General features: G+C 71.1%; 10 protein-coding genes. 6 read left to right on the forward strand and 4 right to left on the reverse strand.

The annotated features are described in order from the left end of the window. Nucleotides 1-3: 3 nt before the first annotated feature. The gene (locus IE273_RS21790; protein WP_189816857.1) at nt 4-1,272 is read right to left on the reverse strand and encodes a polysaccharide deacetylase family protein; all 1,269 of its coding nucleotides are present in this window, start codon (nt 1,270-1,272) and stop codon (nt 4-6) included. Nucleotides 1,273-1,608: 336 nt separating this feature from the next. On the opposite strand from IE273_RS21790, the gene IE273_RS21795 reads away from it, so the two are divergent. From IE273_RS21795 to IE273_RS43625, 6 genes are all read left to right on the forward strand, one after another. After that, nucleotides 1,609-3,957, forward strand: a complete 2,349-nt coding sequence (locus IE273_RS21795; protein WP_189816858.1) for a SulP family inorganic anion transporter — start codon at nt 1,609-1,611, stop codon at nt 3,955-3,957. Nucleotides 3,958-4,048: 91 nt separating this feature from the next. Then, the gene (acs, locus tag IE273_RS21800) at nt 4,049-6,004 is read left to right on the forward strand and encodes an acetate--CoA ligase (protein ID WP_189816859.1); all 1,956 of its coding nucleotides are present in this window, start codon (nt 4,049-4,051) and stop codon (nt 6,002-6,004) included. A 205-nt stretch (nt 6,005-6,209) separates the two neighbouring features. Next, nucleotides 6,210-7,646 carry a Na+/H+ antiporter NhaA gene (gene nhaA / locus IE273_RS21805; protein ID WP_189816860.1) on the forward strand — a complete coding sequence of 479 codons (1,437 nt, stop codon included), beginning with the start codon at nt 6,210-6,212 and terminating at the stop codon, nt 7,644-7,646. Nucleotides 7,647-7,742: 96 nt separating this feature from the next. Beyond that, complete coding sequence (locus IE273_RS21810; RefSeq protein WP_014674027.1) at nt 7,743-8,231, forward strand: phage holin family protein; 489 nt, start codon at nt 7,743-7,745, stop codon at nt 8,229-8,231. Beyond that, the gene (locus tag IE273_RS21815) at nt 8,228-9,151 is read left to right on the forward strand and encodes an alpha/beta fold hydrolase (RefSeq protein ID WP_189816861.1); all 924 of its coding nucleotides are present in this window, start codon (nt 8,228-8,230) and stop codon (nt 9,149-9,151) included. The genes IE273_RS21810 and IE273_RS21815 overlap by 4 nt, the downstream gene beginning before the upstream one ends. Nucleotides 9,152-9,313: 162 nt before the next feature. Next, nucleotides 9,314-9,493, forward strand: a complete 180-nt coding sequence (locus IE273_RS43625; RefSeq protein ID WP_078629584.1) for a hypothetical protein — start codon at nt 9,314-9,316, stop codon at nt 9,491-9,493. Between the two features lie 15 nt (nt 9,494-9,508). Here IE273_RS43625 and IE273_RS21820 read toward each other — a convergent pair whose 3' ends face one another. Genes IE273_RS21820 through nth form a run of 3 tightly spaced genes read right to left on the reverse strand, consistent with a single transcriptional unit; the run spans nt 9,509 to nt 12,359 of the window. Further along, entirely contained in the window at nt 9,509-10,708 is a 1,200-nt protein-coding gene (locus IE273_RS21820; RefSeq protein ID WP_189816862.1) for a MarP family serine protease, read from the reverse strand. 12 nt (nt 10,709-10,720) lie between these two features. Continuing rightward, nucleotides 10,721-11,416, reverse strand: coding sequence for an NUDIX hydrolase (locus IE273_RS21825; protein WP_189816863.1), 696 nt, complete (start codon nt 11,414-11,416; stop codon nt 10,721-10,723). Nucleotides 11,417-11,471: 55 nt separating this feature from the next. Continuing rightward, entirely contained in the window at nt 11,472-12,359 is an 888-nt protein-coding gene (gene nth / locus IE273_RS21830; protein ID WP_229887341.1) for an endonuclease III, read from the reverse strand. Between the last annotated feature and the right edge of the window lie 131 nt (nt 12,360-12,490).

Raw genomic sequence — 12,490 nt, forward strand, 5'->3', positions numbered from 1 at the left:
CGTCTACGACTCGTCCGCCGGCGCCCCAGGCACGCCCTTGGGCGCCGGAGCCGGGTGGCCGGACAGGAAGGACGCCCAGCCCTGCCGTGGGGCCTCGCCCACCTTCAGGGTGCGCAGTTTGGCCAGGGTCCCCGGGTCCTGGGCGTCGAGCCAGTCGGCCAGCTGATGGAAGGAGACACAGCGCACCTCGGGCTTGGTGCACACCGCCTTGACCACGTCTTCGACGGCGCGCATGTAGGTGCCGCCGTTCCAGGACTCGAAGTGATTGCCGATGATCAGGGGCGCGCGGTTGCCGTCGTAGGCGCGGTAGAAGCCCTTGACGAGTCCGTCCCGCATCTGGGCACCCCAGTAGTCGAACTTGCCGGGGTCGCCCTGGGTCTTGGTGCCGGACTGGTTGACCATGAAGTTGTAGTCCATGGTCAGCTGCTCATAGGTGTGGCCCGGGAAGGGCACCAGCTGCATCGACAGGTCCCACAAGCCCTCCTTCTTCTTCTTGGGCCAGACCTGGTCGTTGACTCCGCTGGAGTCGTAGCGGAAGCCCAGCTGGCGGGCGGCCTTGACGAAGTTCTTCCGGCCTTCCAGGCAGGGGGTGCGGGCGCCGATCAGCTCCTTGTCGTAGTCGAAGGGCAGCGGAGCCGCCCGCTTCATGCCGGTGTTGGTCCGCCAGGACTTCACGAAGTTCTTGGCCTGGGCGATCTCACTCTTCCACTCCTCCACCGACCAGGTGCCGACCCCGCCCTCAGGCCCGCAGAAGTGACCGTTGAAGTGGGTGCCGATCTCGTTGCCCTCCAGCCAGGCCAGCCGCACCTGCTTGAGGGTGTCGGTGATGCCCTGCTCGTCGTTGAAGCCGATGTCGGAGCGGCCCGGCGAGTGCTGCGGGGGCTTGTACAGGTCACGCTTCTCCTCCGGCAGCAAGTACACGCCGCTGAGGAAGTACGTCATGGTCGCGTTGTTCTCCTTGGCGACCTCGCGGAAGTGCGAGAACAGCTTCTGGCTGTCCTCGCCCGCGCCGTCCCAGGAGAACACCACGAATTGGGGGGGCTTCTGACCGGGGCTCAGCCGCTCGGGCCGGGGCAGATACGGCTGGGATCCGGTGTAGGCGGTGGAACCGTCGCCGATCAGCCTGAGCACACTGCCCGGCGCCGGCGCCCCCTGCCCCGGGCCGGGCGCCCCTTCCTTGGTGCCGCTGGAGTCGGTCGCGCAACCGGCGAACGACGCCGCACAGGCCGCGGCGACCATGGCGCCGACGGCGATCCTCTGGGTGGCGGCCATGTTCCGCCCACCTTCTTCCTTCTCTCAGGCACCCCCTGACGAGGGCCGTTTTCGAGTGATGTGCCGTTCGCACCGGCAGCGCCGCCAAGGTCGCACGGGACCGAGAAGGAGTTAGTACGACAAGCCGATCAAATGCTCACTTCACTCAAGTGGGCGATCTTCCACCCCTTTCGCCCCAAAAAACTATGCTTTGGCTTTACTCGGCATTACGGTTCTTTTACCGAGCGTTGATTCATCCCGCCGCTGCACGCCGTGACCCACGGCCGCGACCGAGCCCGCCCATCGCCGCGGCTCCCACCCAGTCCGCGACCGCGCCGCCCCGGAGGAGACGGGAACATGTCCGCCTGCGCACCCCCTCACACCCCGCACCCCCACCCGCCGCACAACCCCGCACCGACCCGCCGCCGCTTCCCTGTCGCGGGCGCCGATCTGTCCGCGGCCGTCGCGGTCTTCCTGATCGCCCTGCCGCTCTCCCTCGGCATCGCCCTGGCCACCGGCGCCCCGCTCCAGGCCGGACTCGTCGCCGCCGCGGTCGGCGGAATCGTCGTCGGGCGGCTGGGCGGCTGCCCCCTCCAGGTCAGTGGTCCCGCCGCCGGACTCACCGTGGTCACCGCCGACCTGATCCACCGTTACGGCTGGCGGGTCACCTGCGGCATCACCGTCCTCGCCGGTCTCGCCCAGCTCGGTCTCGGCTGCCTGCGGGTGGCGCGCGGGGCGCTCGCGGTCAGCCCGGCCGTGGTGCACGGCATGCTGGCCGGCATCGGCATCACCATCGCCGTCGCCCAGCTGCACATCGTCCTCGGCGGCAACCCGGACAGCTCCGTCCTCGCCAACCTGGGCGCCCTGCCCGCCCAGTTGGCCGACCTGCACCCGGCCGCCGTGTCGATGAGCGTGCTGACCCTGGCCCTGCTGCTGGCCTGGCCCCGCCTGCCCGGCCGCGCCGGACGACTGCTGCGCAGGGTGCCGGCCGCCCTCGTCGCCGTCACCGGAGCCGCCGCGACCGCCGCCCTCACCGGCCTGAGCCTCCCCCGGGTCGAGCTGCCGTCCTGGCACAGCCACGCCTTGGCCGGACTGCCCGAGGGCCCGGCGCTCGGCCTGGTGGCCGCCGTGCTCACCACCACCCTGGTGTGCAGCGTGCAATCGCTGCTCGGCGCGGTGGCCGTCGACAAGCTGGTCACCGCCCGCACCGGCCCGCAGTCCCGCATCGGCCGCTCGGACCTGGACCGGGAGCTGCTCGGCCAGGGCGCCGCCAACATCATCTCCGGAGCTCTCGGCGGGCTGCCGATCGCGGGCGTGGCGGTGCGCAGTACCGCGAATGTCAATTCAGGTGCCGTCAGCCGGAACTCCACGATGGTGCACGGCGTTCTCGTAGTAGTCGCCGCGCTGCTGATGGTCCCGGTCCTGGAGGAGATCCCGCTCGCCTCCCTCGCCGCCCTGGTGATGGCCGTCGGCATCCAGATGGTGTCCCTGCACCACATCCGCACGGTGACGCGCCACCGCGAAGTGCCGGTCTACGCCGCGACCACACTCGGCGTGGTGGCCCTCGGCGTCCTCCAGGGCGTGTTCCTCGGGGTCGCCGTGGCGGTCGCCGTCGCCCTCCATCGCCTCGCCCGCACCCGCATCACCCACCACGAGAAGGAAGGAGTCCATCACGTACGCGTCCGAGGTCAGCTGACCTTCCTCGCGGTGCCCCGGCTCAGCCGGACCCTGCATCTCGTACCCCAAGGCGCCCACGCCGTCGTGGAGTTGGACGGTTCGTTCATGGACCACGCGGCGTACGAGTCGTTGCAGGACTGGCGCAGCTCCCACACCGCGCGGGGAGGCACGGCCGAGCTCGCCGGCCGGCGCGACGGAATCCGGACCGCCGAGCAGGCCCCGGCCACCGAGTGCCGGTGCCGCCCCTGGACCCCCTGGCGCAACCACCAGGCCTGTTTCGCCGCAGCCCCGGCCGTCCGGGAAGGGCAGGGGGCCGGCCGGGAACTGGCCCGTGGCATCAGCTCGTTCCAGCGGAACACCGCCCCGCTGGTGCGGGACGAGTTGGCGCGGCTCGCCCGGGAGGGCCAGCGGCCCTCCCAGCTCTTCCTGACCTGCGCCGACTCCCGGCTCGTCACGTCGATGATCACCGCCAGTGGTCCCGGCGACCTGTTCGTCGTCCGCAACGTCGGCAACCTGGTGCCGCCGCCGGGCGAGGAGCACGGCGACGACTCGGTGGCCGCCGCCATCGAGTACGCGGTGGACGTGCTCGGGGTGCGCTCGATCACGGTGTGCGGGCACTCCGGGTGCGGGGCGATGCAGGCGCTGCTGACCACGGGGGCCGGCCGGGGGGACGGCACCCCGCTCCAGCGGTGGCTGCGGCACGGGCTGCCGAGCCTGGCGCGGACGGCCGGCGATCCTCCCGGGCGGCCCCGGCTGGCCGGGCGAGAGCCCGCGGACACGGTGGAGCTGCTGTGCCTGACCAACGTGGTCCAGCAGCTGGCGCACCTGAGGGAGCACGCACCGGTGGCCCGGGCGCTGGCCGAAGGGGCGCTGGAACTGCACGGCATGTACTTCCACGTGGGCGAGGCGCAGGCCTACCTGCTCGCGGGGACGGAGGAGGGAGTGGTGTTCGAGGACGTCGCGGGAGGCATCGGCGGAGGTGAGGAGGCACGCGAAGGGGTGTGGGTCACGAGTCCCGGACAGGTCTAAACCAATTTTCCGTCGACCCTTGTCATCGGACCCCCGTGTCTGATGAGCTGTGGCCTGGGACACAACGGACACCCTTCGAGAGGGAGATGTCGTGAGCAACGAGAGCCTGGCCAACCTGCTCAAGGAAGAACGCAGGTTCGCGCCCCCGGCCGACCTGGCAGCACACGCCAACGTCACCGCGGAGGCGTATGAACAGGCCAAGGCTGACAGGCTCGGCTTCTGGGCCGAGCAGGCCCGTCGGCTGACCTGGGCCAAGGAACCGACCGAGACGCTGGACTGGTCGAACCCGCCGTTCGCGAAGTGGTTCAAGGACGGCGAGCTGAACGTCGCCTACAACTGCGTGGACCGGCATGTGGAGGCCGGGCACGGGGACCGCGTCGCCATCCACTTCGAGGGCGAGCCCGGTGACAGCCGGGCGATCACCTACGCGGAGCTGAAGGACGAGGTCTCCCGGGCCGCCAACGCCCTGCTGGAGCTGGGCGTGCGCAAGGGCGACCGCGTCGCCATCTACATGCCGATGATCCCGGAGACCGCGATCGCGATGCTGGCCTCCGCCCGGATCGGCGCCGCGCACTCGGTCGTCTTCGGCGGCTTCTCGGCGGACGCGCTCGCGACCCGGATCCAGGACGCGGACGCCAAGGTGATCATCACCGCCGACGGCGGCTACCGGCGCGGCAAGCCGACCGCGCTCAAGCCCGCGGTGGACGAGGCGATCGGCAAGGTGGACAACGTCGAGCACGTGCTCGTGGTCCGCCGCACCGGCCAGGAGGTGGCCTGGACCGAGGGCCGGGACGTGTGGTGGGACGACATCGTCGCCCGTCAGTCGGCCGAGCACACCCCCGAGGCGTTCGAGGCCGAGCACCCGCTGTTCATCCTCTACACCTCCGGCACCACGGGGAAGCCGAAGGGCATCCTGCACACCTCCGGTGGCTACCTCACCCAGACGGCCTACACCCACTGGGCGGTCTTCGACCTCAAGCCGGAGACGGACGTGTACTGGTGCACGGCCGACGTCGGCTGGGTGACCGGGCACTCGTACATTGTGTACGGCCCGCTGGCCAACGGTGCGACGCAGGTGATGTACGAGGGCACGCCGGACACCCCGCACCAGGGCCGGTTCTGGGAGATCGTGCAGAAGTACAAGGTCACGATCCTCTACACGGCGCCGACCGCGATCCGGACGTTCATGAAGTGGGGCGACGACATCCCCGCCAAGTTCGACCTGTCCTCCCTCCGCGTCCTCGGCTCGGTGGGCGAGCCCATCAATCCCGAGGCGTGGATCTGGTACCGCAAGCACATCGGTGCCGACAGGACGCCGGTCGTGGACACCTGGTGGCAGACCGAGACCGGCGCCATGATGATCTCGCCGCTGCCCGGCGTCACCGAGGCCAAGCCCGGCTCCGCGCAGCGTCCGCTGCCCGGCATCAGCGCGACCGTCGTCGACGACGAGGCGAACGAGGTGCCCGACGGCGGCGGCGGCTACCTGGTGCTGACCGAACCGTGGCCGTCGATGCTGCGCACCATCTGGGGCGACGACCAGCGGTTCATCGACACCTACTGGTCCCGCTTCGAGGGCAGGTACTTCGCCGGTGACGGCGCGAAGAAGGACGAGGACGGGGACATCTGGCTGCTGGGCCGGGTGGACGACGTGATGCTCGTATCCGGGCACAACATCTCCACCACCGAGGTGGAGTCGGCGCTCGTCTCGCACCCGTCGGTCGCCGAGGCCGCCGTCGTGGGCGCCGCGGACGAGACCACCGGCCAGGCCATCGTGGCGTTCGTCATCCTGCGCGGCACGGCCTCGGAGAACGAGGCGCTCGTCGGGGAGCTGCGCGACCACGTCGGCGCCACGCTCGGCCCGATCGCCAAGCCCAAGCGGATCCTGCCGGTGGCGGAGCTGCCGAAGACCCGCTCCGGCAAGATCATGCGCCGTCTGCTGCGGGACGTCGCCGAGAACCGCCAGCTCGGTGACGTGACCACGCTGACGGACTCCACCGTCATGGACCTCATCCAGGCCAAGCTGCCCGCATCGCCCAGCGAGGACTGAACGGAACGGGAGGACTGAGCGGCACCCCGAGGGGCACCCGGCCGGCGAACGTGCCGGGTGCCCCTCGGGCGTCCACGGTGGAGATCGCCGGACCCGGGCGTACGGCACGTTAGGTAAAGTAAACAAAGTGCCGTACGGAGCGGCACGCCAGGTGCGCCGGGAAGTCTGGTCGGCATGTGAGTCCCGCCTGCCCCGGAGGTCTCCCGTGACCGCGCACCGCCCCCGCACCCGCACCGTCCCCCGCAAGGTCCTCGGCCGCCTGTCGCTGCCCGAGCGCTCCTTCGTCGCGGACGCGCTGCGCACCGAGACCGTCGGCGGTGTGCTGCTGCTGCTCGCCGCCGTGGCCGCGCTGGTCTGGGCGAACGTCCCCGGCATCCGCCACGGCTACCAGACGGTCAGCGACTTCCACGCCGGCCCCGGAGCCCTCGGCCTGCACCTCTCCCTCGCCCACTGGGCCGCCGACGGCCTGCTCGCCGTGTTCTTCTTCGTCGCCGGCATCGAGCTCAAGCGCGAGCTGGTCGCCGGTGACCTGCGCGACCCCAAAGCGGCCGTGCTGCCCGTGGTGGCGGCGCTGTGCGGGATGGCCGCACCGGCGCTCGTGTACACCCTCACCAACGTCGCCGGGCACGGCTCCACGCAGGGCTGGGCGGTGCCCACCGCCACCGACATCGCCTTCGCGCTCGCCGTCCTCGCGGTCATCGGCACCTCACTGCCCAGCGCCCTGCGCGCCTTCCTGCTCACGCTCGCGGTCGTCGACGACCTCTTCGCCATCCTGATCATCGCGGTCTTCTTCACCGACCGGCTGAACTTCGCCGCCCTCGGCGGGGCCGCCGCCGGACTCGCGGCCTTCTGGCTGCTGCTGCGCAAGGGGGTACACGGCTGGTACGTGTACGTGCCGCTCGGCGTCGTCGTCTGGGCACTGATGTACAACAGCGGCGTGCACGCCACCATCGCCGGCGTGGCGATGGGCCTGATGCTGCGCTGCACCACCCGGGAGGGTGAGGAGCGCTCGCCTGCCGAGCGTATCGAGCATCTGGTGCGGCCCCTGTCCGCTGGGCTCGCCGTACCGCTGTTCGCGCTGTTCAGCGCCGGTGTGTCGATATCCGGCGGAGCACTCGGGGACGTGTTCACGAGACCCGAGACGCTCGGCGTGGTGCTCGGCCTGGTCGTGGGCAAGGCGGTCGGCATCTTCGGCGGCACCTGGCTGACGGTCCGCTTCACCCGCGCGCAGCTCAGCGAGGACCTGGCGTGGGCCGACGTCTTCGCGGTGGCGACGCTCGCCGGGATCGGGTTCACGGTCTCGCTGCTCATCGGCGAGCTGGCCTTCGAGGGCGACGCGGTCCTGACCGACGAGGTGAAGGCGGCCGTCCTCACCGGGTCGCTGATCGCGACGGCGTGCGCGACGGTGCTGCTGAAGCTGCGCAACGCCAAGTACCGCAGGCTGTGCGAGGAGGAGGAGCGCGACGAGGACCTCGACGGCATCCCGGACGTCTACGAGCAGGACGACCCGGCGTACCACCTCCGGATGGCCGAGATCCACGAGCGCAAGGCCGCCGAACACCGCCGGCTGGCCGCCGAAGCGCGCCACGGGCTTCGGGAAGTGCCGGGCGGGGCAGGCGAGGAGGACGGCCGTCCGGCATGATCTGACGAGACGGTACAAATCAAGACGGTACGCAAGACGGCATTGCAAGACCCAACGGTACGTAAGACCCACGAGAGACCTCTGAGGGAGAACGCGATGAGCGCACCCGACGGCAGCCCGGTCGGCGCCGAACGCAGCATCGGCCAGCTGTTCGCCTCGGCGACGACCGAATTGTCGGCGCTGGTGCACGACGAGATCGCGCTGGCCAAGGCTCAGCTCAAGCAGGACGTGAAGCGCGGCGCGGTCAGCGGCGGCGCCTTCTCGATGGCGGGCGCGGTACTGGTGTTCTCCCTGCCGATGCTCAACTTCGCCCTGGCCTACGGCATTCGCACCTGGAGCCACTGGAACCTGGCGATCTGCTTCGTGCTGTCCTTCGCGGCCAACGTGCTGGTGGCCGGCCTCCTCGCGCTCATCGGCACGGTGTTCGCGAAGAAGGCCAAGAAGAGCCAGGGCCCGCAGAAGGTGGCGGCCTCGATGAAGCAGTCGGCGGGCGTCCTGCAGAACGCCAAGCCGCACCCGCGCCCGGAGCTGCCCGAGGACCGGGCTCCCGCGGCCATCGAGGCTGTGGCACGCTCGTCGTCATGACGGACCCCGCCGCTCCCTCGGCCGTACGGATCGAAGGTCCCTGGAGTCACAGGGACGTCGCCGCGAACGGCGCGCGCTTCCACATCGCCGAGCTCGGCGACGGCCCGCTGGTCCTGCTGCTGCACGGCTTCCCGCAGTTCTGGTGGACGTGGCGGCACCAGCTGACCGCGCTCGCGGACGCGGGCTACCGGGCGGTCGCGATGGACCTGCGGGGCGTCGGCGGCAGCGACCGCACGCCCCGCGGGTACGACCCCGCCAACCTCGCGCTGGACGTCACCGGGGTAATCCGGTCCCTCGGCGAGCCGGACGCCGCGCTGGTCGGCCACGACCTCGGCGGCTACCTGGCGTGGACGGCTGCGGCCATGCGGCCCAAGCTCGTGCGGCGCCTGGCGGTGGCGTCCATGCCGCATCCGCGGCGCTGGCGCGCGGCGATGCTGCGGGACGCCCGGCAGACGGCCGCCAACTCCTACATCTGGGGGTTCCAGCGGCCCTGGATCCCCGAGCGCCAACTGACCGCCGACGGGGGCGCGCTGGCGGGCCGGCTGATCCGGGACTGGTCCGGGCCGCGGCTGCCGCAGGACACGGCCCTGGAGACGTACCAGCGGGCCATGTGCATCCCGTCCACCGCGCACTGCGCGATCGAGCCGTACCGCTGGCTGGTGCGTTCGCTGGCCCGGCCGGACGGCGTGCAGTTCTACCGCCGGATGAAGCGGCCCGTACGGGTGCCGACGCTGCATCTGCACGGCTCGCTGGACCCGGTGACCCGGACGCGCAGCGCGGCAGGTTCGGGCGAGTACGTCGAAGCGCCGTACCGCTGGCGGCTGTTCGACGGGCTCGGCCACTTCCCGCACGAGGAGGACCCGGCGGCGTTCTCCACCGAACTGATCAACTGGCTCAAGGACCCCGAGCCCGACCGATGAGGCGTCAGGCGCCCGTTCGGTGACCGTGCGGTGAAGGTTCGATGCGTGGAGTATCCGATTTCCTGAACAGTTGTCCCCCGAACGGCCACATGCCTGCCGCATAGGCCAATTGGGGGGCGCACAAGCGGTTATCGACCTTGGGGCGGGGGCACACGTCGGGGTATGGGCTGGACGCACGACTACAGTGACGCACCCCGCAACCGCCGCTCGGCCACGGGCCTGAGCACGCCTCAGCGAGGCACCCCGCAACTCGCGGAAGCGGACCTCCGGGTGGGGATCCCGCGCATCCTGCGCCGCCGGGCCCGCTGGGTCTCGGTGCGCCTGCGTCACCCGCGGGGCTGAACGCGCCGCGTCGCCCTACAGGGCGCAGCTGTCCGTACCCACCTGCTCGTTCGCCGTACGCCCCCGCTCGATGTCGGCCTGGATCTCGTCCGCCGTCAGGGCGTAGCCGGTGTCCGCGTCGTCGAGGGACTTGGCGAACACCACGCCGTACACCTTGCCGTCCGGGGTGAGCAGCGGGCCGCCGGAGTTGCCCTGGCGGACGGTGGCGTAGAGGGAGTAGACGTCGCGGCGGACCGTGCCGCGGTGGTAGATGTCGGGGCCGTTGGCCGTGATGCGCCCGCGCACGCGCGCGGCGCGCACGTCGTACGAGCCGTTCTCCGGGAAGCCCGCGACGATCGCGCCGTCGCTCCAGGCCGCGTCCTGCGAGGTGAACCGCAGGGCGGTCGCCTTCAGGTCCGGTACGTCGAGTACGGCGATGTCGCGCTTCCAGTCGTACAGGACGACCTTCGCGTCGTACCTGCGGCCCTCTCCGCCTATCTGCACGCGCGGCGCGTCGACCCCGCCGACGACGTGCGCGTTGGTCATCACGCGGCGGTCGGCGAAGACGAACCCGCTGCCCTCCAGGACCTTGCCGCAGCTCTGGGCGGTGCCGGTGACCTTGACGATGGAGCGCTGGGCGTGGAAGGCGACCGGGCTGCTCTCCAGGGCCGGGTCGGGCGGCTGTACGTCCTTGATCGGCTCGTTGGCGAACGGGCTGAAGACCTGCGGGAAGCCGTTCTGCGCGAGCACGGAGGAGAAGTCCGCGAACCAGGTGTCGGCCTGCGCGGGCAGCGCCCGGGAGACCCCGAGGAGCACCTTGGAGCCGCGTACCTCCCTGCCGAGCGTCGGCAGGGTCGTACCGGCCAGGGCGGAACCGATCAGCCAGGCGACCAGGAGCATCGCGACGACGTTGACGAGGGCGCCGCCGGTGGCGTCCAGGGCGCGCGCGGGGGACCAGACGATGTGCCGGCGCAGCTTGTTGCCGAGGTGGGTGGTCAGGGCCTGGCCCACGGAGGCGCAGACGATCACGACGACCACGGCGACGACGGCGGCGGTGGCGCCGACCTTCGCCTTGCCGGTCACGGCGTCCCAGAGGACGGGCAGCGTGTACACGGCGACCAGGCCGCCGCCCAGGAACCCGATCACCGACAGGATGCCGACGACGAAGCCCTGGCGGTAGCCCACCACCGCGAACCACACGGCCGCGACCAGCAGCAGGATGTCCAGCACGTTCACGGGATCACCCTGTCATGCGTGCCAGTCGAGCGGGACCTGCTTGCCGCGGTCCCAGGGGCGCTCCCAGCCCGCGAAGTGCAGCAGGCGGTCGATCACTCCGGCCGTGAAACCCCACACCAGGGCCGATTCGACCAGGAATGCCGGGCCGCTGTGGCCACGGGGATGGACGGCCGTGGCGCGGTGGGCGGGGTCCGTGAGATCCGCCACGGGGACGGTGAAGACCCGCGCGGTCTCGTTCGGGTCGACGACGCCGACCGGGCTGGGCTTGCGCCACCAGCCCAGCACGGGGGTGACGACGAAGCCGCTGACCGGGATGTACAGCCTCGGCAGCACGCCGAAGAGCTGCACGCCGGACGGGTCCAGCCCGGTCTCCTCCTCGGCCTCGCGCAGCGCGGCCCGCAGGGGGCCCTCCTCCTGCGGATCGCCGTCCTCCGGATCCAGCGCGCCGCCCGGGAACGACGGCTGTCCGGCGTGGGAGCGCAGCGAGCCCGCGCGCTCCATGAGCAGCAGCTCCGGGCCGCGCTCCCCCTCGCCGAACAGGATCAGCACGGCCGACTGCCGCCCCGAGCCGTTCTCCGGCGGCAGGAACCGGCTCAGCTGGAGCGGCTGGATCGTCTCGGCGGCGCGCACGACGGGCTCCAGCCAGTCCGGCAGCCCTTCCTTGCTGAGCGTCACCGGACCGCCTTGTGTGTCACTTGCCCTCGTCATCGCCACCCCCGTCGCTCTGCACTCTCCAACGCCCGAGGGCCCCGAGATCGTTCCGTCACGCGGCCCCCAGCGGCGGCGCCGGCCTGCCGCCCGCGTCGAGGTAGGCCTGCGGGGGCTTGAGCCGCTGTCCCGGGAAGCCGCCCTTCTCGTACTTCAGCAGCTTCTTCGCCTTCTCCGGGTCGGTCTCGCCCTCGCCGTAGGCCGGGCAGAGCGGGGCGATGGGACAGGCGCCGCAGGCGGGTTTGCGGGCGTGGCAGATACGGCGGCCGTGCCAGATCACGTGGTGGGACAGGTCGGTCCAGTCGCTCTTGGGGAAGAGCGCGCCGACGGCGGCCTCGATCTTGTCGGGGTCGGTCTCGTCGGTCCACTGCCAGCGCCGGACCAGCCGCTGGAAGTGGGTGTCCACGGTGATCCCGGGCCGGCCGAAGGCGTTGCCGAGGACGACGAAGGCGGTCTTGCGGCCCACGCCTGGCAGCGTGACCAGCTCCTCCAGCGTGCCGGGCACCTCGCCGCCGAAGTTCTCGACGAGCGCCTTGGAGAGCCCTATGACCGACTTGGTCTTGGCGCGGAAGAAGCCGCAGGGGCGCAGGATCTCCTCGACCTCCTCCGGGTTGGCGACGGCGAGGTCCTCGGGGGTGGGGTGCTTGGCGAAGAGCGCCGGGGTGGTCTGGTTGACGCGCAGGTCGGTGGTCTGGGCCGACAGCACGGTGGCGACCAGCAGCTGGAAGGGATTCTCGAAGTCCAGTTCCGGGTGGGCGTACGGGTACACCTCGGCCAGCTCGCGGTTGATCCGGCGGGCGCGGCGGACCAGGGCGGTGGGGGACTCGCCGGACGGGGGCGTGACGGCGATCTTCTTGACGGGGGCGGCCTTCCTGGCGGGCTTCTCGACGGACGCGGCCTTCTTCACGACGGCGGTCTTCTTCACGACGGCGTTCTTTTTCATGATCTTCGCGGCGGGGGTCTTCTCGGCCGCAGGCGCCTTCTTCGCGGCGGGGGTCTTCTTCACGGCAGCGGCAGCCTTTTTGACCGATTTGCCTGTTTTATTACTTCCACCGGGATCCTGTTCGCCCACAG

Source organism: Streptomyces olivaceoviridis (genome assembly GCF_014650115.1).
GTDB classification, from domain to species: Bacteria; Actinomycetota; Actinomycetes; order Streptomycetales; family Streptomycetaceae; genus Streptomyces; species Streptomyces olivaceoviridis.